Raw genomic sequence first — 19,181 nt, 5'->3', positions numbered from 1 at the left:
TGTGAGCATCATCGCGCCATGAATTTCCCCGGCCTCGTTCGCGCGCTGTCGCTTTTCCTGGTCCTCATCCTGGGCGCCTTCCCGGGTAGAACGGCCGGCCCGGCTGTCGAAACGGTCCCCCTGCGGGAATCGCCGGCGATTCACCTTGAGGAGAAAAGCCACCAGACCCTCGACGCACTCCAGATCAAGGACGACGCCTCCATCGTCCTCACGCACTGCACCGACATCACCATTTCCTGCTGCGATCTGCATTCGATCGAACTGATCGAATGTTCAAGCGTAACCATCCGCAATTGCTGGATCCATGACTCCGCGCGCTGCGGCGTGCAGACCTATCATTGCCATGATGTGGTCGTGGAAGGCTGCCGCCTCGAACGCGTCGCCAGCGGCGTCTACGCGATGGATTCCAAAGATATCCAGGTGGCGGGTAATTTCGAGCGGAACGTCCAGGGTCCTTTTCCTCGCGGCCAAATGACGCAATTCGACAACGTCACCGGTGGACATTGCGCCGTCCGCGGCAACTACGCGATCAATGATGTCGGCCAGAGCACGCCTGAGGACGTCATCAATATGTATCAGAGCCGGGGTGACGCTGGCGCGCCGATCCTCATCGAGGACAATTATCTGGTCGGCGATCCGACCCAAGGCAGCGCGGGCAAGAGCAAGAGTGGATCGGGCATCATGCTGGGTGACTGCGGTGGCGCCCATCTGCTCTGCCGTCGCAATGTCGTCCTGGCCGCAGGGCAGGTCGGCATCTGCGTGGCGGGCGGTATTTTCATTAGCGTGGAAGACAATTTGATCCTCGGGGGACGCTCCGATGTCTCCAACAACGGGCTCTATGCGTGGAACCAAAGCAAGGCGCCCAGTCATCACGTGACGATCGCCCGCAATCGTGTCAGTTGGATCGATCACAACGGCGAGGAGACCAGTTGGTGGAATGGAGGCGGCATCGCCGACCAGAAACTCGCGGACAATCATTTCGCCGATGAAAGCCTCGCCGCGGCGATCCCACCGCCGCCCAGCACGGCGCCCTTCCCACCTCACCCCTACGTGACGACGGACAGCGCCGGTCACAGCGTCATCCGTCTTCCGTGGCAGCCGTAAGCCCCACCATTCCCCTCTATGAAAAGACCTGAATTGCACACTCGGTTCTGGTGGGTGTTTCTTCTTGGCCTCCTGATGGGTTCCAGCCTCTCCGCAGCGGAGCCAGCAGCGGCGCCGAAGAAGTTCTCCGCCGCCATCGGCGGTTTTCTCGGGCCTTCCTTCTCCGTCGAACTGACAGCGCCGGATACGCTCACCTACACACACACGCCGCGCCCCAAGGGCGATGGCCTGCACCCGGAACGGAGCACGGTCAAAGTCGCCGAGGCACAATGGAAAAAGTTTCGCACGCGACTGGATGCGGCCAAGGTCTGGACGTGGAAGACGGACTACACGAATCCCGCCATCCTCGACGGCACAAGCTGGAAGCTCGCCGCGGATTTCGGTGACCAAAAGATCGAGACGAGTGGCCGCAACGCCTACCCGGCGCAGGCGCAATTCGACGCCCTGCTCGCCGCCGTCGAGGAACTCCTCGGCGGGAAGACTTTCAAGTAACCCCAGCCATCCCGGCGCGGGCTTACTTCTTCGCCGCGCTCATCGCCTGCTCGATTAGCAACGTCGCCAGCCGTTGGGTGGCCTCGTCGAGAGCGGCATTGGCGCGTTTGAGGCGGTGGGGCTCACCGGCGGCCAGGGCGGCTTCGACTTCGGCGGTGGCCGCGGAGATCTGGGCGTGCTCTTCCGCGGTGAGTTGGTCGCCGACTTTTTGCAGGGCCAGGCGCACGGCGGGGAGGAGTTCATCGGACTTGAGCTTCGCCTCGGTGAAGACGCGGTCGCTCATGTCCTCGAAAGCGTGCTCCAGCGATTCCTCGAGCATCTTTTCCACGGCTTCATCGGAGACGTCGATGGCGCTGCTCACTTGCACAATCTTTTCCGCGCCAGTCTTCGTATCGCGGGCGAGGACGTGAAGGATGCCGTTCGCGTCGATCTCGAATTGCACCCCGACGCGGGCCTGGCCCTTGGGGGCGCGTTCGAAATCGAGGGTAAATTCGCCGAGCGGCCAATTGTCCTTGGCGATCTCGCGTTCGCCTTGCAGCACCTTGATGAGCATGGACTGCTGGCCCGCGACAGCGTTGGTGAACATCTCTCCAGCCTTGATCGGGATGGTGGAATTGCGCGGGATAATGACGTTCATCAAGCCGCCAAATGTTTCGATCCCGAGCGAAAGCGGGGTGATGTCGAGCAGTACCACGTTCTGCACGGCGCCGCTCAGAATGCCGGCCTGGATAGTCGCGCCGAGGGCCACGGCCTCATCGGGATTTTGGGTGGTGTTGGCCTCGCGGCCAAAGATTTCCGCGACCAACCGGCGGACCAGCGGCATGCGCGTCTGGCCGCCGACAAGGATCACGTCGTTGAGGTCCGCGGGGGTGAGTTTGGCATCGGCCAGCGCGCGACGGCAGTGCCAGCGGGTGCGCTCGATGATCGGCGCGGCAAGAGATTCCAACTCCGCGCGAGTGAGCGTGATGGAGAGACTGCGCGCGCCCTCGATGAAGGGCAGATCGATCGTCACGGATTCCTCGGCGGAGAGACGGTGCTTCGCCGCGATGGCCGCTTCCCGTAGGCGGGCGGTAGTGGCGGGAGTCGAATCGGCAACGGTGCGGGCCAGGTGTTCGATGAGCGCATTGTCGATGTCATCGCCGCCGAGCCGGGTGTTGCCGTTCGTGGCCAGCACCTGGAAGACGCCTTGATTGAGCTCGAGGATCGAGATGTCGAAGGTGCCGCCGCCGAGGTCGAAGACCGCGATCTTCGAACGGTCCTGGAGCTTATCGAGACCATAAGCCAGCGCGGCGGCGGTGGGCTCGTTGACGATGCGCTCGACGGTGAACCCCGCCAGTTCGCCCGCCGCCTTGGTGGCATTGCGCTGCGCGTCGTTGAAGTAGGCGGGGACGGTGATGACCGCGCGCGTGATCTCGGCGGCGAGGGCGCGCTCGGCATCGGCTCGCAGCTTCTGTAGGACGAGCGCGGAGATTTCCTCGGGGGAATACTCGCGGTCGCGGATCTGGACCCGCACGGGGGCGCCTTTTTCCCCGGCGAGGGCGTAGCTGACGTCAGCGGCTTCTTCGCCACTGCGGCGGCCGATGAAGCGCTTGATGGAATAGACCGTATGCCCGGGATCGACGACGCGCATGCGACTCGCCGGGCGCCCCACGAGCGGACCGCCGCTCTCCGGAAAGTGAACGACCGAAGGCGTGAGGCGTTCGCCCTCGGCATCGGCGAGCAGGATGGGAAAGCCGGCGTCCATTGCGCCGATGAGAGAGTTGGTAGTGCCGAGGTCGATGCCGACGATCATGAAAGAAGGATGGGGAAGCGCAGGCGCCTTGACCAGTGCGAGGAATCAGGAGTCAATCTGGAAAAGCACCTCCCGCAAGTGGGCCTGCCACTTCGCAAGAAAAGCGAAACGTTGCTGGAGCGCGGCCACGGCATGGCGGGTATGAGTGTCGCGATAAGTCCAGTGGACATCGAGGGCGCGAAGATCCTCCAGGGCGCTCGCTGCGGCGGCATCAGTCTCGGTGAGCACGGACTCGAGGGCGCGGCGTTGCTCCCCTTGTTCGCCGGCAAGCAGTGCGCGGGCCACGGGTGACTGGGCAGTGGCCATTTTTTTCGCCAAGGCAGCGCTCCCTTGCCGACGCGCGGCAATCTTCTGGAATAGGTCGGCGAATTCCGGCGCGATGGAATGCGCAGAGGGCGCGGCTTCAGGCCATTCGAGATCGAGCAAATGCCGCAGGCGCGCCGCCGGATCGCGCAGCACCGCATAGGCGGCGTTGAGCGCGGAGGCCTGCTCGCCACTGCCTCCGGCGACATCCGGGTGCTGTTGTGCAGTGGCGCGATGAAAGGCTTCCTTGAGAACTTCATCATCCAGCCACGGGCGGCGGGGCTGGGCGAGAGTGGCGAAATGATCGGGCATGCGCATTCAGTGCGTGCAGGCGGCGCCGCTCGGCGCAAGGCTTTTCGCCAACGGCGCGCCGTAAACGCCCTTTGCCCATGGCCGGGCTTTGCGCTATGGACGGCACGCATCCCCATTTTATGAAATTCTTTTTCGCTCCCCTGCTCTCCGTTTTCGCCCTGGCTTTCATGGTAACCGGGTGCCAGCGGGCGGGCACCCCGCCGGATAAAGCGGTGCTCTTTCAAACGATCGAGGACAACGTGCATGCGCTGGAGAAAAAGGATGTGGAGGCGGTAATGGCGACGATTCACCCACAGGCCCCGTCGTTTGATTCGACGCGGGAAATCATCAGCGAAATGTTCAAGGCCGTGGATTTGAAATACACGCTGAGCGACCTGAAGGTGGTCACGGCCAACCCCGATGAAGCGCGCGTCAGTTTCGTCCAGAAGACGGAGAAGACCGCCGGGGAAGCTGGGTTTCAAAACAATATCGTGCAGGGCATCCACACCCTGCGGCCCGACAACGGGAAGTGGAAAATCTACCGCACGTTTCAGACGAGCGTGACCGGGCTGGATGGCAAACCGCTCACCGCACCGGAAGAGGCCGCACCCGAGCCGACGACCGAAAAGCCCCCAGGATCTCCCACACCGGAGCCATCGCCGGCACCGGCCGCACCCGCCGAGCCTGCACCGAAACCAGCCGCCCCGGACGAGAAGCCGCCGCAATAGCGTGGCGGTCCAGTTTCTCTTTCTCCTCGCAGCGGATGGAGGGGCTGTGCACCATGCGCTCTCTTCCCGGAAGCGAATTTCCTTCCCTCCCTGAACGCCAACGATCCCCCACTCCTCTCTATGTTGCCCTCCCATACTCGTCGTGAATTCGCGAAACTCGCCCTGGCCGCCCTGCCCGGAGCCGCCCTGCTCTCCCCCGTGAGCCGACTCGGTGCCGCGAACGCTTCTGGCAAGCCCAACTCCAAGGTAGCCGGCGTCCAGATCGGTCTCAATGTGCCCTACAGTTTCGCCAACCCGATCATGAGCGGCGATGACATCCTCAAGAACTGCGTGGAGCTCGGCCTGAGCGGCGTGGAATTGCGCACCCAGCCCGTCGAAGCGTTTCTCGGCCTGCCCGCGATCGACACCGCCAAGAGCAAGGCGGATAACGCCCAAGAGCTCCGCGAGTGGCGCAAAAGCGTGTCCCTCGATCGCTTGAAGGAATTCCGCGCCAAATATGAGACGGCGGGCGTGCTGATCGAAATCGTCAAGGTCGACGGGATTTTCGGGATGTCGGACGAGGAGATCGATTACGCCTTCGCCCTCGCCAAGGCGCTGGGTGGCCGCGCCATTTCCACGGAAATCTCTCACAAGGAAGAAGAGCTGAAACGCGTCGGATCGTTTGCCGACAAGCATCAGTTCATGGTCGGTTATCATGGGCACGCGACGACGACACCCGCGCATTGGGAAGCTGCTTTTGCTCTCGCTAAATTCAATGGCGCCAACGTGGACCTCGGGCATTTCGTCGCCGGCAACAACACCTCTCCGGTGCCCTTCATCACGCAGTATCATGATCGGGTGACGCATGTGCATCTCAAGGACCGGAAGTTCAACAACGGCCCCAACACGCCCTTCGGCGAAGGCGACACGCCCATCGCGGAAGTGCTGCGCCTGATCCGCGACCAAAAGTGGAATATCCAGGGTACGATCGAGTTTGAATACAAGGTCCCTGCCGGCTCCGACCGCATGACGGAACTGGCCCGCGCCATCAAGTTCTGCCGCGACGCGCTGGCCGCCTGAGTCGCTGACCCGCACGCTTTCGTGCCCGCGAAGAAAAACGCCAACCAGCCGCTCATCGGAGTGGCGTTGATCAAGGAAACCTGCCGCCGCATCCGCGTGGCGCGCAGCTATTGGGACGCCCATAACAACCCCGCCTGCCGCGGCGAACGCGAGAAGGCGCTCGCGCTCTACGAAAGCCTCAGCCAAGCGGAACGCGAGAAAGTCCCGCAAGTTCTCCGGGTCTGGCTCCGCTATCGCAGCGAAAAGTATTTTGGGGAAGACCGCACGCCTCCCCGTAACAAGAGGTAGGAGAACGCCCTCTTCCATTCGGTGCTCCACTCTCGAGGGGCGCCCACCGCGCCCCGAACGCAGAGCCTTCTGATTCGCGTGATTCATAGGTCGGAACATGTTGGAAATGAGGGAGAAGCGAGGCGGGTTTTGGGCAGCCTTGGGGGCTGAAAAGTCGAGGCTCCATTCGACCACGTGGTCCGGGATAGAGGACCTGCCTCTTGCACGTACATCGTAATTCAAAGGTCGGAACTCGCCGGAACTGGCCGGAAGTGGCTGGAGGACGTTTCTGTAAAACGCCGGTTTTGCTGACGACTGACGCCGCCCGCCACGGCATCTGATACAGATGCCCTACAGCCCTGCGGGTGGGATCATTCAAAGGTCGGAACACGTTGGGGATGAAGCACAAGCGAGGCGGATTTCGGGCAGCCATGCAGCCTGAAAAGTCGGCGTTCCGTTCGGCCACGAGGGTCTGCGATAGAGGGCCTGCTTTTGCACCGGCATGGTAATTCAAAGGTCGGAACTGGCCGGAAGTCCCCGTAGCTCCCGCGCCTGCGGGATGGAACGCCGCTTGGTCGGCGGCTGAACCTTCGCTGCCTCTTGAATTGAGCTGTAAATTCACCATCGATCTATATATGAGCGCTCATTTACTGGACGTCAAATGGAAGTTTGTTGGGTGCCGTCGATCTTCTCGAAGCGGTGGCAGGCGATCTGTGGCCGCTTCGTCCTTGGCAGCGGCTGCCGGGTTGCTATCAGTGGGGACATTCCCATTCCCCCTCTGGATCTCTGGCCTCCAAGTTCCACCGTGCGTAGAACCAAAGCCGTAGCATCCAGAATCCTCGTGGCCAACCCGCGGCGACGATTTTAAATTTCTCCCAAATCCACCCATGCAAAACTCCCGCCGCTCCTTTCTCGCCACCCTCGGAACCCTCGCCGCCGCGCCGCTCCTGGCGCGCGACTTCGGCAAAAATGCCGCGCCGATCCGCTACCCGGAACCGGACGTCATCGCGCTGGAGGAGGCATTCAAGAAAATCAAGATCGGCAACGCGGCCATCGAGCGGCTGCACACCGGGATGCGCTGGGCCGAGGGGCCCGCGTGGAGCGGGCCGGGGCAGTACCTGATGTGGAGCGACATCCCGAACAACGCCCAAATGCGCTACCTGCCGGAGGACGGCCACGTAAGCACCCTGCGCAAGCCGTCGAATTACAGCAACGGCAACACCTTCGACCTCCAGGGCCGCCAAGTGAGCTGCGAGCACGAGACGCGCCGCGTGGTGCGCTACGAGGCCAACGGCACAGTGACGATCCTCGCCGAAAAATTTTCCGGAAAACCCTTCAATGCGCCGAACGACATCGTCGTGCATCCCGACGGTGGCATCTGGTTTACCGACCCGGGCTACGGCGCGCTCTTCGACTACGAGGGAAAAAAGCAGCCGCTCGAGTTGAAGGAAGCCGTCTATCGCATCGACCCCGCCACCGGGAAGACCGAGATGGTCACAGACGCACTTTTCAAGCCCAACGGCCTCTGCTTCTCACCCGACTACAAGAAGCTCTACATCTGCGATACCGGCGCCTCGCACTACAAGCAGGCGCCGAAAAACATCCAGGTGTGGGACGTGACCGATGGGCGCAAGCTCGGCCACGGACGGCAGTACATCTCGATGGAGATGGACGTGAAAGGCGAGAAGGTCGCCGGGATGGCCGATGGCGTCCGCTGCGATACGGATGGCAACGTGTGGGTGGGCGCCGGCTGGGTCGGCGAGGGCTATGACGGCGTGCATATCTTCTCGCCCGAGGGCCAGCGCATCGGTCTCATTCTGCTGCCGGAGATTTGTGCGAATATCTGTTTCGGCGGCCCGCGGCGGAATCGCCTTTTCATGGCCGCCGGCCAATCGCTCTACGCCGTCTATGTGGAAGCCATCGGCGCGCACTTTTGCTGAGTGACCGCCCGGCGAAACTCCTTTTGATGAAGCGACGCACTTTCCTTCAGGGGAGCCTGGCGGTTTGCCTGGGGAGCCCAGTGCTGGCGGCGTTGCGCCAGGAGCGGCTGGACGAGGCGGGCGCAGTGCTGGCGCAGGCTACGGCCGATGGGCAGGTGGCCGCCGCAGTGCTGCACGTGCGCCAACTTGAGGCGTCGTTCACGCGCGCGTTCGGCAAGGCTCAAACCGAACACGCGATGTTCCTCCTGGGATCGATTTCCAAGCCGATCGCGGTGACGGCGCTGATGACTCTGTACGACCGGGGCGAATTCAAACTGGACGATCCGCTGAAGAAATTCCTTCCGCAGTTCACCGGCGGCGATCGCGATCAAGTGACGATGCAACACTTGCTGACGCACGTCTCGGGATTGCCAGACCAGTTGCCGGAGAATAATGACCTGCGGAAAAGGCACGCGTCACTCGTCGAGTTTGCCGAGCATGCGAGCCGCGCGCCGCTGGAATTTGTCCCGGGTTCAAAATATCAGTATTCGAGCATGGCGGTCCTGCTGGCCTCGCGCGTGGCGGAACTCATCAGCGGAACGGACATCCGGCAACTCGTCGATCGCGCCGTGCTGCAGCCGCTGAAGATGGAGCACTCGGCACAAGGGCTGGGCCGGTTCAAGCTGGAAGACATGGTGCCGATGCAAATCGATCGCGCCGCTCCCGAAGCCGGCGGTGGGGACCCCACCGCGAAGGACTGGGATTGGAACAGCCCCTACTGGCGGAAACTGGGAGCTCCCTGGGGAGGCGCCCATTGCTCGGCAGCGGATGTGGCGCGGTTGCTGGCCGAGTTCCTGCAGCCGACGGGGGCGGTCATCAAACCGGAGACGGCCAGGCTGATGGTGCAGAACCACAATCCACCCGGGCTGACTCCGCGGGGTTTGGGGTGGAGTGTCGGCCCCACGGCCGGCAGCACGGGTTGCTCGGAAAAGACTTTTGGTCATACGGGCTCGACCGGGACGATCGCCTGGGCTGACCCGGCCACGGAGACCCTCTGCGTGGTGCTGACGTCGCTGCCGGCGCGAGCCGTGCAGCCACATCCTCGCGATCTCGCCGCGATCGCCGTCGCTGCCTCGGCCCAGTAATCCAGGACCCCGTTGGAGCCACTCTCAAAATTGGTCCGGTCGCAGCACTTCACGCCAACTCCTCAACCAGAGGAGTGCACCCGCCGCGACTCGAACGCGGAACCTTCTGATCCGTAGTCAGATGCTCTATCCAATTGAGCTACGAGTGCTTTCCGTAAAGGCCCGGTCGAAACCGGGAGCGGGATAAAAGCACTGATCGACCGGACTGGCAACCCTTTCGTCGCAAAAAATTTGCGGCCTCTGGCGGGCTATCGTGCCCTACTTCGCGAGCGCCTGCCGCAGGTAGTGCAACGTCACGGCACCCACTTTTTGCAAGCTCTCGGGGGCGATGTGTTCCAGGGTGTCCCCAGCGGTGTGCCAGTAGACGTAATCGAAATCGATCAGATCAATCGCGGGGATATGGGCGCGGCGAAGTTCCTCGTGGTCGTCCAGAATCGTCCGGGCGAAAAAACCGAAGTTCTGGCGTAGTCCGAGTGCCTCGGCGGAACTGAGTACCCCACGGGAGAGTTCGGGTGGAGAATCCGGCGGTAGAGTGATCGTGAGATCGCGGTCCCCGATCATGTCCCAAAGAATGCCAAACTTGAACTGCGCCGCGCGTCCGTCGGCGGTGAGTGAACGCGCATAGTAGCGGCTGCCGAAGAGACCGTCGGGTTTCGGATCGTCCGGGGCGGTGAATTGCACGAAGGCCTCTTCGCCATCGAAGAAGACCAGCTCGACCTGGGCAGCCATGGCGGGATCGAGCGCCAGCACCCGGGCCAATTCCAGCAACGCGCCCGTGCTGGAAGCGCCATCGCTGGCGCCGACAAACTTAATGGTGCTGAAACGCTTGGTATCGTAATGCGAGCACACGAGGGCGCGCTGCGTTTTGCGCGACGCGGGATGCGCGCCGGTCGCGGAAAAGCGGCCGATGACGTTGATGAATTCCACCGGGCCGCGCGGCGTCTCGGTGGTAAAGACCTGCCGTTCGACTTCCCAACCGGAACGGCGCAGCGATTCCTCGATCAGGACGCGGGCCTTCTCGAGTTCGGGTGTGCCTGAGGGGCGCGGGCCGATCTCCACCTGCCGGCGTACTTCCTCGAACGCTTTGTCACCGGAAAACTCCTTCCAAATCTCCGCCGGGGGCGGAACGGTGGGCCGCTTCGCCGGGGCGCCACCACTCTTGATGACACTGATGGCCTCGGGCCGCTCCGATTCCGTTTCGCCCGGCGACGTCCCACTGGCCGCTTTGGGCGCGGGTTTGCAACCGCCGAGAGCAGCGACTACGGCAATGAGAATGAGGCAGCGAAACCGAACCAAGTTCTTATTTCCCGTCGGGTTTCAGCCCCAGCAACCCGAGCAACCGCTGCAAATCATCGTTGCCATAATACTCGATTTCGATGCGCCCGCGCTTTTCGCTATGATGCAGGGTCACATGCGTGGCGAGGACCTGCTGGAGCTGGTTTTGCAGATGCTGGATCGCGGGAGCGAGTCCCGGTTTGGCCGCAGCGGGCGTGCCGTTGCGAGTCGGCTTCGGCGTGCCGCTTTCCGCGAAATGGCGGGCGACGAGTTTTTCCGCGGCGCGCACGGTCAGACTGTGGCGGATGATCTCCTCCGCGAGCAGCGCCTGTTCATCGCGCGATTTCAGCGCGAGCAGCACCTTGGCGTGGCCCACGGAAATGCGGTCCTGCGTGAGCCAGCTTTGCACCTGTTCGTGCAGGTCGAGCAGACGCATGCTGTTCGCTACCGTCGCACGGCTCTTGCCGACCTTCTGCGCGATGTCTTCCTGGCGTAATCCAAACTCTTTCGCGAGGCGCGCAAAGGCATTCGCCTCTTCAATCGGATTGAGGTCCTCGCGCTGCAGGTTCTCGATGAGCGCGAGTTCGAGGACATCCTGGTCGGAGGCTTCGCGGACGATGACCGGCGCCTCGGCCAGCCCGACTTTTTGCGCGGCGCGCCAGCGGCGCTCGCCGGCGATGAGTTCAAAATTCTCGCCCCGCTGCCGGGCGATGAGCGGCTGGATGATCCCGTGCTCCTTGATGGAGGCGACCAATTCCTCGAGGTGTTCATCGCGGAAAACAGTGCGCGGCTGGAGCGGCGACGCGATGATGCGAGACAACGGCACGGATTGCACGCGCTCGCCGCTTTCAACGGCGGGCGTGGGCGACGCGACGCGCGTGTTGATGAGCGCGCCGAGGCCTTTGCCGAGTGCAACTTTTGCCATAGGACGGGCGATTGTAGGGAGCCTGCGCGGAAAGGCAAATGCCGTTCGCAAGAAGTACGGACAAGTTTCTTGGCCCCCGATGCGGCATCCGTAACCTCGCCGGGTGCTATTTGAACAGCTCATCGAAGTCCACGATCCCGCGCCGCACCCGGCGGCGCTGAACATGGCGCTCGACGAGGCGCTGCTGCAACAGGCCTCCGTGCCGACACTGCGCATCTACGGATGGAGCGAGCCCGCGGTGTCGCTGGGCTATTTCAGTCGCTTTGCGGAAGCGCAGCGCACCGCAGCGGGTCGCGCCATGGTGCGCCGCTGGACGGGAGGCGGCCTGGTGGAACATGGCAAGGATGTGACCTACACGCTCATCGTGCCTCGCGCGGCGGCATTTTTTCAGCACACCCCGTTGGAATCCTATCGACTGATCCACGAGCGAATTGCGCAGTGGTTGATCGAGCAAGGGATCGGTGCCGGCGTGGCGGTGGATTCGGCGATAGAGAATTCCGCGGCGTGCTTCGCCAGTCATGTGCGCTACGACATCGTGGCGGGAACGGCCAAGCTGGCCGGGGCCGCGCAACGGCGCACGCGCTGGGGCTTGCTGCACCAGGGCAGCATGCAACTACCGGCCACCGCGAAGGATCAGCGCGCCGACGGCCTCGCGGAAACCTTTGCCACGCACATCCAGCGAACGGACATCACACTGGAAGTCCTACAGGCAGCCCAGCAAATCGCGCAGCAAAAGTACGCAACCGAAGACTGGCTGCGGAAATTCTAAACGCCAATCGCGACCCGACTACGCCGCCCCGGCCGGCGCCGGAGCGCCCGGCAGCGAGAGCACGTTCGACGACCAGTAATCGATGATGTCGAGCGCGGCGAAGCGGAAGACGATGAGCAGCGCGTCGTTCAACGGGATGCCGATTTTCTTCGCGATCGACTGGAGCGATTCCGCCCCATTGATCGCGGTGGCGAAGCGCGCCTCGACGTCGTTGAGCTTGAGCTTCTGGATGAGCTCGTAGCCCTTGCGCGTGTAGGCCGGGCTGCCATTCGGGTCGGGCCGTTGCGCCGCCATGAGGTTGTCGAACTTGACGTGCCGCAGGCTGCCGAGAATCCAGTTGTCGGGATCTTCGTTGCCCGGCGGGAAATTCTTGGCGTAGTCCGGGAAATCCTGGAGTTCCTCAAACTCGAAAGTGACGCGGCCCGCCGTCCACAGATTGGAGAAAACGCGCTGGCCGTGATCGCGCACGATTTGCACGACGTCGTCATGCGGAAAGCCGTTGCGCACCGACAGGAAAAGGAAGATCGGGCATCCAGTCGCCGCCTGGGTGACCTGCCCCTCGATGATCAGGCCCAGGTTCGTCGCCGAAAGAATCACCGGCGATTCGCGGCAATACATCTGGAAGTTCCGCGACGTGGCGAAAAGGAAACGGCCTTTGCTGATGAAAAGCTCGATCGGGTAGCGATTGACGAAGAACCGCAACGCGCCCGTGAGCCGATCGCCGTAAGCCATCTGCAAGGCGGAACGCAGCGAGAAGAACGCCGTATGGCCGCTGAAGACCGTGCGCGAAGGATCGTGGAAAAGAAGCTGCCGCGCCGGATTGCCCATCGGCTTGTTCTTCGAAAGCGTCGCATTGACGACCTCGAGCAGCGATTCCGGGGTCACCGGCTTGGGCAGCACCTTGATGACATTCTCGTAGCGCTCCTCGATGCGGTCGCCGTTGCCATTGCTGGCCAACAACACCACCGGCACCTTGGCCGTGGCCGGGTCGTTCAGCAGGCGATAGCAGACCGCCTCGGCATCCATATCCGGCAGGGACTCGTTCAGGAGAATCAAGTCGGGATGGGCGACATTGAAACGCTCGAAAGCGTCGCCACCTCGTTGCGCCAGAAGGACATCGACGCCATGGAAATTTTGCGCCAAGATGTTTTCCGTCAGCTTGGTCGCTACCAGACTTTCGTCGATTACCAGGATTTTTTGGGACATACCTATGTATTGAATTTGCGCGTGAAGAAGGGCACGTGTCCGCCACTTCGGGAGAGACACTGCTGCAATCGGCAAAATAGATGCTGACAGAGGCGTGTCAATCAAACTCCCAAATGTCTCCACGGGTGCGATTTTCTCTTTTCTGCACCCCATTGATGCGCCACCTTCCGCCCTCCTATGTCCGAAAACGTGCGTGTCCGCTTTGCTCCCTCGCCCACCGGCTACCTCCATGTCGGCGGGGCGCGCACGGCGCTTTTTAACTGGCTCTACGCCCGGCATCATGGCGGCACGTTCATCCTGCGCATCGAGGACACCGATAAACAGCGTAACACTACTGAAGCGGTGCAGGTCGTCTATGACAGCCTGCGCTGGCTCGGTCTCGACTGGGATGAAGGCCCGGAAATCGGTGGCGACCATGACCCCTATTTCCAGAGTGAGCGCGACGCGATCTACGAGAGCTATTTCCAGCGCCTGCAAGAGGGCGGCCATCTCTATCAGGATAAGGACGGCGGGGCCTGGCGGTTCCGCTTCACCCGCGAGGTTGTCGAAGTAGACGACCTCATCTGCGGCCCGGTCGCCTTCGATTTCGCCAATGTCGAAATCACTCCCGACATGACGATCCGCCGCCCGGATGGCTCCTGGATCTTCCACTTCGTGAACGTCGTGGACGATATCGAGATGCGCATGACGCACGTCATTCGCGGCGAGGATCACCTCCCGAATACGCCCAAGCATCTCCAGCTCTACCGCGCGCTCGGCGTGGTGCCACCGCGTTTCGCCCACATCCCGCTCATCTTGAACAAGGACGGCTCGAAAATGAGCAAGCGCGATCAAGGCGCGAGCATCAACAGCTATATCGAGGGCGGTTACGCGCCCGAGGCGGTGCGCAATTATTTCTGCCTGCTCGGCTGGTCGCCGAAAGATGACACCGAGGTACTGCCGCTCGACCAACTGATCGCCCGCTTCGATCTCGACGCCGTCAATCGCAAGGGCGCGCATTTCGACATCGCAAAATGCGACTGGTTCAACGGGCAATACATCCAGCGGATGCCGATGGAACGGTATCTCGAATTGGCCCAGCCCTGGCTGGCCCAAGCGGGAATCGTGGCGCCCACGGAACAACTCGAGCCGGTGCTCGCCCTCGAAAAGATGAAGGTCACGCACTTCCGCGAAATCCCGGATCGCATCTCGTTCTTCTTCACCGAGGACTACGCCTACGATCTGGCGGCGGTGGAAAAGACGCTCCGCAAGCCCGGCGCGCTCGAGCGGCTCGCGCAAATCGCGGGGACCTATTCCGTGCTCGAGACGTTCGATGCGATGACCCTCGAGGCGAAGCTCAAGGAACTGGCCGGGTCGCTCGGCGTGAAACCCGCGGAGTTCATTCATCCGACGCGTGTGGCGGTGAGCGGCCGCGGCGTGGGGCCGAGCCTCTATCACATGCTCGAGGTCCTGGGCAAAGGGCGCACGCTGGCCCGCATCCAGCAGACGCTCACGCGTTTCGCGGCCTGACCTTTTCCCGCTTCGCACCCGATGAAAGCTGTCTACACCTTTGCCGATTTGCAGTCTTGGGAGACCGTGACCGCCGATGAGAAACTGCCCCTGCGGCTCGCCGTGCTGGGCGATCCCATCGCTCATTCCGCTTCCCCGCCAATGCACAATGCAGCGCTGAGCGCGTGCGGGCTCGAGATGGCCTATTGCCGGCTGCATATTCATCCCGAGGAACTGGCTGCCGCGCTGCATCTGCTGCCCTCGAAGGGTTTCGTCGGCGTGAATTGCACGATCCCGCACAAGGGCGGCGCTCTCGCCATTGTGGACGAAGCGGACACTCATGCGCGGCTCGCCGGCAGCGTGAATACGATCCGCATCGGCAAGGATGGGCTTTTGGAGGGTTTCAGTACGGATGGCTTGGGACTGGAACGCGCGGTGAGCGAGCAACTGGGCGTCGAACTCAGTACGATGCGCGTGCTCGTCCTCGGCGCCGGCGGCGGTGCGGGCCAGGCGGTCTCCATGCATTGCGCCAATGCCGACGTGCGCCATCTCACACTCATCAATCGCACGGTCGAGAAGTTGCATCCCCTGCAGGAAGCTATCGCCGAGATTTACCCGCGGGAGCAAATCTCGGTCGCCGCCTGGAATGATGCCGCCCTGGCGAAAGCGCTCGATCAGTCCGACCTCGTGGTCAATTGCTCCTCCCTGGGCATGAAGCCGGAAGATCCCTCCCCGATTCCCGCCTCACTGATCGCCCCGCGCCATTTGCTCTTCGACACCATCTACACTGCGGACCACACCCCACTGATGCGCGCAGCAGAGTCAGCCGGTGCGCGTTCGGCCAACGGCCTCACCATGCTGCTCTACCAAGGAGAGGTGGCATTCGAGATTTGGTTCCAACGTCCCGCGCCACTGGATGTCATGCGCGAAGCGCTCTTCGCCCAGGCCCGCGGGAAGTGAGTGTGGGGAGCGGCAAAGCGCGCCCGCCGATGTGGCGCGTGCCCCCAGCCCGTCATCCTGAGCTTGCGAAGGATCTCTGATTTCGCTCTGGCATCTAACGCACTGCGCAAGAGGCAATCGCAGCGCAATCTTCTGCCGAGTTGGTGAAGAAAGGCAGAGATCAGAGGTCCTTCGCAAGCTCAGTATGACGGGCTGGAAAGCGTTATCCCAAATGATGCCCTAGCCATCAGCACCCGTTCAGTGCGCGATGCCTAACACCACGCGCGCCTGCGCGGCGTCGCGTTCGATCTGCTGGCGCAGCTCTTCCAGGCTCGTAAATTTCTGCTCCGGCCGCAGGAATTTGCGGAACGTGATTTCCAAATCCTCACCATAAATCGCCTCGTCGAAATCGAAGAGGTGGACCTCGAGAAGGCGCGTCCCACCGGCGTGTTTCACCGTCGGCCGAACGCCAATGTTCGCCACCCCCGGCAGCGTCCGAATGCCACGGCGCGCCTCGATGGCGTAGACGCCATTCGGCGGATACTGCTCATTGTGCGCGCTGAGATTCGCGGTCGGATAGCCCAACGTCCGTCCCACCCGGTCCCCTTCCACCACCGTGCCAAGAATGGTGAACTCGCGGCCCAAGAGCCTTGCGGCCCGGGCGAGGTCGCCCGCTTCCACCGCCCGACGAATGAGCGTGCTGCTGATGATCTCGCCATCCATTTCCACCGCCGGCACACCGACCTCCGCGAAATCCAGTTCCTCGCCGAGGCGTTCCAGCAGCGCCAGATTGCCTGCGCGCCCCTTGCCAAACGACCATTCGAAACCGACACAGATTTCCCGCAAGGGCTGGGACGCGGAGGCCAGCGCGCGAATGAATTCCTCCGGCGGAGTCGCGGCAAAGCTGTGGTCAAAATGAATGAGTAACTGGTGCGAGACGCCAAGATCGCGAATGAGCCGGAGCTTGTGCGCCGTCGAGGTCAGCAGCCGGGGCGCCTGCTCGGGACGCAAGACCCGCACGGGATGCGGATCGAATGTCACCACCACGGCCGTGCCCTTGTCGCGTCGTGCTGCCTCGAGCGCGCGGCGAATCACCGCTTGATGGCCGAGGTGCAACCCGTCGAAAACGCCAATGGCCAGGAACACCGGACCGGGAATATCCCGCAATTCGCCGATCGTGCGCAGCACGCCGGGGATCGCGTCTATTCCGCTGCGCATGGCTCCGGGTCAGGCGCCGCGCATGCGCGAAACCGTCGGCAGGCTCAGGATGCGCTGCTCAATGTTCGCTGCATCCAGCGTCTGGATGTCATTCACCGTCACCGCGTGCTCCAAGGTAAATTTGCCGCTCTTCGTCCGGCGCAACGACTTGAGATGCGCGCCGCAGCCCAGTTCGTTGCCGATGTCGAAGGCGTAGGTGCGCACGTAAAAACCTTTCGAGCACACCACGCGAAAGTCGATTTCCGGCAGACGCACGGCCTGGATCTCATGGGCGTAGACGTGCACGAAGCGCGGCTCGCGCTCCACCACCTTGCCCTGCCGCGCCAGCTTGTAGAGCGGCACGCCTTCTTTTTTGATCGCCGAGACCATCGGCGGCATCTGGTAAAAATCGCCGTGGAATTTGGCGAAAGCGGCGTCGATTTGCTCGCGCGGGTATTCGCCCACGGGCTTCGTCTCCACCACCTGGCCATCGGCGTCCTGGCTGTCGGTCGTCTCGCCCAGCTTCATGGTGCCGACGTATTCCTTGTCCTCAGCCATCAGCAAATCCTGAATCTTCGTGCCGCGCCCGAGCACGATGAGCAGCAGGCCGGTGGCCAGAGGATCGAGCGTGCCGCAATGGCCGACTTTCTTGGTGTTCAGACGACGGCGAACGATGGCGACGACGTCGTGCGACGTCATGCCGGATGCTTTGTCTACGAGGAGGACGCCGTCAAGGCTGGTCAAATTCATGGTCGATAGCTTGCAAAACTTTTTCCTGCACCTCGGCGAGTGAACCGGTCACGCGCGCGCCGGCCGCCAGAGTATGACCGCCGCCGCCAAAGAGCCCGCAGATCTTGCTCACGCTGATTTTTGGCGATTTGGAACGCAGGCTCACACGCACGCGTCCGTCTCCCACCTCTTCGAAAAACCCCGCGACCATTACCCCATCGATGGCCCGGATGTAATCGATGAGCCCCTCGCTGTCATCGGGCTGAATGCCGAGACTCTTCGTGATTTCCGCGCTCAAGGCAAAACTGGCCACGCGATCTTTGCTGGAGAAGCGCAGGACGTTGAGCAACGCGCGCAGCAGTTCGAGCCGGCGGCGCGGATAACTCTCGTACATCTTCTGTGAGAGCGTGCCGACATCGACCCCCGCGCGAATCAGGTCTGCGCCGATCTCGTAGGTGCGGGCCGTCGTGCTCGGGTATTGGAACGAGCCGGTGTCCGTGCTGATGGCGACGAAAAGGTTGTCCGCCATCGCGTAGGTCAGCGGCAGATTCTGTCCCCGAAAAAGTTCAAACAGTATCTGGCCGGTCGCCGGGGCGGTGGCGTCGATGTAGCTTAGGTCTCCATAGCCGGCGTTCGTGATGTGATGGTCGATGTTGATCCAAACATCCGCGTGCGCCACGGCTTCGACCGCTTTGCCGGCCCGATTTTTCACCGCATTGTCGAGCACGACGGCCACGTCGAAGCGCTGCCCTTCCGCCGGCGGGCGCTGCACCATTTCGGCGCCCGGGAGATAGCGAAATTTCTCCGGCACGCCGTCTTCATTCCAGGCGGTCACATCCTTGCCCAGTTGTTTCAGGCAAAGCGCGGTGGCGAGGGTGCAGCCAAGCGCGTCGCCGTCCGGTCGTGCGTGGCTCATGACCACGAAGCGATTCCGCGCATGGAAGACCGCGGCGATCTCAGCGAGGGAGGCGTTATTTTGCATCGGACTCGGATTCAGATTCCGGCTCGCCCAACGGTTCGTCGGGCGGAATATCGATCGACTCGAGGAGATTGATGATGCGCGTCCCGCGCTCGATGGTGTCATCGAGCTTGAAATGCAGGTGCGGCGTGTATTTCAGCACGACCCGCTTGGAAAGCAGGTGCTGTAAGCTGATGCGGCTGTCGTGCAGCTTCGCCATGGCGGCCTTGGTCTGCGCTTCGTTGCCCATGACGCTGATGTAGACGTGGGCGTGCTTGAGGTCCGGCGTGATATCCACTTGCTGGACCGTGACCAGCGCAGCCTCAAAGGACACCTCGCGGCGGAGGAGATCGCCGAGCTCGCGCTTGAGCAGTTCGTTGACGCGTTCGAGACGGTGCTTCATGGGAGTTGATGGTTGATGGTTGATAGTTGATCGCCGCCGGTGGTGGAGCCGGAGCCCGCACCGAATCGCGCGTCTCTCAACTCTCAACCATGAACTCTCAACTTTCCGATCACAGCTTTTGTGGAAGCTTTTCGAGGGTGTAGCACTCGATGATGTCGCCGACTTCGTAGTCGTTGAAATCGCCGAGCTTGA

General features: G+C 62.4%; 19 protein-coding genes and 1 tRNA gene. 10 read left to right on the top strand and 10 right to left on the bottom strand.

The features are described from left to right. Positions 1-18 precede the first annotated feature (18 nt). Both ABJF10_RS03355 and ABJF10_RS03350 read left to right on the top strand, forming a co-directional pair. Entirely contained in the window at positions 19-1,104 is a 1,086-nt protein-coding gene (locus ABJF10_RS03355) for a right-handed parallel beta-helix repeat-containing protein (protein ID WP_348543103.1), read from the top strand. Positions 1,105-1,122: 18 nt separating this feature from the next. Continuing rightward, entirely contained in the window at positions 1,123-1,596 is a 474-nt protein-coding gene (locus tag ABJF10_RS03350; protein ID WP_348543102.1) for a hypothetical protein, read from the top strand. A gap of 22 nt (positions 1,597-1,618) precedes the next feature. Here ABJF10_RS03350 and dnaK read toward each other — a convergent pair whose 3' ends face one another. Together dnaK and ABJF10_RS03340 are read right to left on the bottom strand one after the other, a co-directional pair. Beyond that, positions 1,619-3,388 (bottom strand): molecular chaperone DnaK, encoded by a 1,770-nt coding sequence (dnaK, locus tag ABJF10_RS03345; RefSeq protein WP_348543101.1) that lies wholly within the window; start codon positions 3,386-3,388, stop codon positions 1,619-1,621. A 45-nt stretch (positions 3,389-3,433) separates the two neighbouring features. After that, on the bottom strand, positions 3,434-4,003 hold the full coding sequence (locus ABJF10_RS03340) for a hypothetical protein (RefSeq protein WP_348543100.1): 570 nt from the start codon (positions 4,001-4,003) through the stop codon (positions 3,434-3,436). Between the two features lie 119 nt (positions 4,004-4,122). Here ABJF10_RS03340 and ABJF10_RS03335 point away from each other — a divergent pair, with 119 nt between their 5' ends. The 5 genes from ABJF10_RS03335 to ABJF10_RS03315 all read left to right on the top strand — a co-directional run bounded on the left by ABJF10_RS03335 (position 4,123) and on the right by ABJF10_RS03315 (position 9,100). Beyond that, positions 4,123-4,710, top strand: coding sequence for a hypothetical protein (locus ABJF10_RS03335; RefSeq protein WP_348543099.1), 588 nt, complete (start codon positions 4,123-4,125; stop codon positions 4,708-4,710). A 120-nt stretch (positions 4,711-4,830) separates the two neighbouring features. Next, positions 4,831-5,769, top strand: coding sequence for a sugar phosphate isomerase/epimerase (locus ABJF10_RS03330; protein ID WP_348543098.1), 939 nt, complete (start codon positions 4,831-4,833; stop codon positions 5,767-5,769). A 21-nt stretch (positions 5,770-5,790) separates the two neighbouring features. Further along, positions 5,791-6,057, top strand: a complete 267-nt coding sequence (locus ABJF10_RS03325; protein ID WP_348543097.1) for a Precorrin-3B methylase — start codon at positions 5,791-5,793, stop codon at positions 6,055-6,057. An 866-nt stretch (positions 6,058-6,923) separates the two neighbouring features. Further along, positions 6,924-7,976, top strand: coding sequence for an SMP-30/gluconolactonase/LRE family protein (locus ABJF10_RS03320; RefSeq protein WP_348543096.1), 1,053 nt, complete (start codon positions 6,924-6,926; stop codon positions 7,974-7,976). A gap of 26 nt (positions 7,977-8,002) precedes the next feature. After that, a complete protein-coding gene (locus tag ABJF10_RS03315; RefSeq protein ID WP_348543095.1) occupies positions 8,003-9,100 on the top strand; it encodes a serine hydrolase domain-containing protein in 1,098 nt (365 codons plus the stop codon). Between the two features lie 75 nt (positions 9,101-9,175). Here the strand turns inward: ABJF10_RS03315 and ABJF10_RS03310 are convergent. The 3 genes from ABJF10_RS03310 to ABJF10_RS03300 all read right to left on the bottom strand — a co-directional run bounded on the left by ABJF10_RS03310 (position 9,176) and on the right by ABJF10_RS03300 (position 11,300). After that, positions 9,176-9,249: transfer RNA gene (locus tag ABJF10_RS03310), tRNA-Arg, on the bottom strand. Between the two features lie 109 nt (positions 9,250-9,358). Next, positions 9,359-10,396, bottom strand: coding sequence for a M28 family peptidase (locus ABJF10_RS03305; protein ID WP_348543094.1), 1,038 nt, complete (start codon positions 10,394-10,396; stop codon positions 9,359-9,361). Positions 10,397-10,400: 4 nt separating this feature from the next. Beyond that, positions 10,401-11,300, bottom strand: coding sequence for a ParB/RepB/Spo0J family partition protein (locus ABJF10_RS03300; protein WP_348543093.1), 900 nt, complete (start codon positions 11,298-11,300; stop codon positions 10,401-10,403). Between the two features lie 103 nt (positions 11,301-11,403). Here ABJF10_RS03300 and ABJF10_RS03295 point away from each other — a divergent pair, with 103 nt between their 5' ends. Further along, positions 11,404-12,069: a hypothetical protein gene (locus ABJF10_RS03295; protein ID WP_348543092.1), complete on the top strand. Its 666-nt coding sequence runs from the start codon at positions 11,404-11,406 to the stop codon at positions 12,067-12,069. A gap of 18 nt (positions 12,070-12,087) precedes the next feature. Here ABJF10_RS03295 and ABJF10_RS03290 read toward each other — a convergent pair whose 3' ends face one another. Beyond that, complete coding sequence (locus ABJF10_RS03290) at positions 12,088-13,275, bottom strand: response regulator (protein ID WP_348543091.1); 1,188 nt, start codon at positions 13,273-13,275, stop codon at positions 12,088-12,090. Between the two features lie 177 nt (positions 13,276-13,452). Between ABJF10_RS03290 and ABJF10_RS03285 the strand changes: the two genes are divergently transcribed. Together ABJF10_RS03285 and aroE are read left to right on the top strand one after the other, a co-directional pair. Beyond that, entirely contained in the window at positions 13,453-14,784 is a 1,332-nt protein-coding gene (locus ABJF10_RS03285) for a glutamate--tRNA ligase family protein (RefSeq protein WP_348543090.1), read from the top strand. 21 nt (positions 14,785-14,805) lie between these two features. Continuing rightward, complete coding sequence (gene aroE / locus ABJF10_RS03280) at positions 14,806-15,723, top strand: shikimate dehydrogenase (protein WP_348543089.1); 918 nt, start codon at positions 14,806-14,808, stop codon at positions 15,721-15,723. Positions 15,724-15,960: 237 nt separating this feature from the next. Here aroE and ABJF10_RS03275 read toward each other — a convergent pair whose 3' ends face one another. From ABJF10_RS03275 to rbfA, 4 genes are read right to left on the bottom strand one after another with little or no spacing between them, the layout of a single operon-like run. After that, complete coding sequence (locus tag ABJF10_RS03275; protein WP_348543088.1) at positions 15,961-16,920, bottom strand: bifunctional riboflavin kinase/FAD synthetase; 960 nt, start codon at positions 16,918-16,920, stop codon at positions 15,961-15,963. A gap of 9 nt (positions 16,921-16,929) precedes the next feature. Then, complete coding sequence (gene truB / locus ABJF10_RS03270; protein ID WP_348543087.1) at positions 16,930-17,649, bottom strand: tRNA pseudouridine(55) synthase TruB; 720 nt, start codon at positions 17,647-17,649, stop codon at positions 16,930-16,932. Further along, the gene (locus tag ABJF10_RS03265) at positions 17,630-18,610 is read right to left on the bottom strand and encodes a bifunctional oligoribonuclease/PAP phosphatase NrnA (RefSeq protein WP_348543086.1); all 981 of its coding nucleotides are present in this window, start codon (positions 18,608-18,610) and stop codon (positions 17,630-17,632) included. The genes truB and ABJF10_RS03265 overlap by 20 nt, the downstream gene beginning before the upstream one ends. After that, positions 18,600-18,989 (bottom strand): 30S ribosome-binding factor RbfA, encoded by a 390-nt coding sequence (gene rbfA, locus ABJF10_RS03260; protein ID WP_348543085.1) that lies wholly within the window; start codon positions 18,987-18,989, stop codon positions 18,600-18,602. Before rbfA ends, ABJF10_RS03265 begins: the two co-directional genes overlap by 11 nt. Positions 18,990-19,181: the final 192 nt, after the last annotated feature.

Source organism: Chthoniobacter sp. (assembly GCF_040003245.1).
Classification (GTDB): Bacteria; Verrucomicrobiota; Verrucomicrobiia; order Chthoniobacterales; family Chthoniobacteraceae; genus Chthoniobacter.
Note: the sequence above shows the minus strand (reverse complement) of the source record. Positions and strands in the feature narration are given on the sequence as shown.

Coding starts and splice junctions, on each gene's coding strand:
- ABJF10_RS03355 (WP_348543103.1), top strand. CDS start 19: ATGAATTTCCCCGGCCTCGTTCGCGCGCTGTCGCTTTTCCTGGTCCTC.
- ABJF10_RS03320 (WP_348543096.1), top strand. CDS start 6,924: ATGCAAAACTCCCGCCGCTCCTTTCTCGCCACCCTCGGAACCCTCGCC.
- ABJF10_RS03340 (WP_348543100.1), bottom strand. CDS start 4,003: ATGCCCGATCATTTCGCCACTCTCGCCCAGCCCCGCCGCCCGTGGCTG.
- ABJF10_RS03350 (WP_348543102.1), top strand. CDS start 1,123: ATGAAAAGACCTGAATTGCACACTCGGTTCTGGTGGGTGTTTCTTCTT.
- ABJF10_RS03315 (WP_348543095.1), top strand. CDS start 8,003: ATGAAGCGACGCACTTTCCTTCAGGGGAGCCTGGCGGTTTGCCTGGGG.
- ABJF10_RS03275 (WP_348543088.1), bottom strand. CDS start 16,920: ATGCGCAGCGGAATAGACGCGATCCCCGGCGTGCTGCGCACGATCGGC.
- ABJF10_RS03290 (WP_348543091.1), bottom strand. CDS start 13,275: ATGTCCCAAAAAATCCTGGTAATCGACGAAAGTCTGGTAGCGACCAAG.
- ABJF10_RS03300 (WP_348543093.1), bottom strand. CDS start 11,300: ATGGCAAAAGTTGCACTCGGCAAAGGCCTCGGCGCGCTCATCAACACG.
- ABJF10_RS03265 (WP_348543086.1), bottom strand. CDS start 18,610: ATGCAAAATAACGCCTCCCTCGCTGAGATCGCCGCGGTCTTCCATGCG.
- dnaK (WP_348543101.1), bottom strand. CDS start 3,388: ATGATCGTCGGCATCGACCTCGGCACTACCAACTCTCTCATCGGCGCA.
- ABJF10_RS03330 (WP_348543098.1), top strand. CDS start 4,831: ATGTTGCCCTCCCATACTCGTCGTGAATTCGCGAAACTCGCCCTGGCC.
- rbfA (WP_348543085.1), bottom strand. CDS start 18,989: ATGAAGCACCGTCTCGAACGCGTCAACGAACTGCTCAAGCGCGAGCTC.
- aroE (WP_348543089.1), top strand. CDS start 14,806: ATGAAAGCTGTCTACACCTTTGCCGATTTGCAGTCTTGGGAGACCGTG.
- ABJF10_RS03335 (WP_348543099.1), top strand. CDS start 4,123: ATGAAATTCTTTTTCGCTCCCCTGCTCTCCGTTTTCGCCCTGGCTTTC.
- ABJF10_RS03285 (WP_348543090.1), top strand. CDS start 13,453: ATGTCCGAAAACGTGCGTGTCCGCTTTGCTCCCTCGCCCACCGGCTAC.
- truB (WP_348543087.1), bottom strand. CDS start 17,649: ATGAATTTGACCAGCCTTGACGGCGTCCTCCTCGTAGACAAAGCATCC.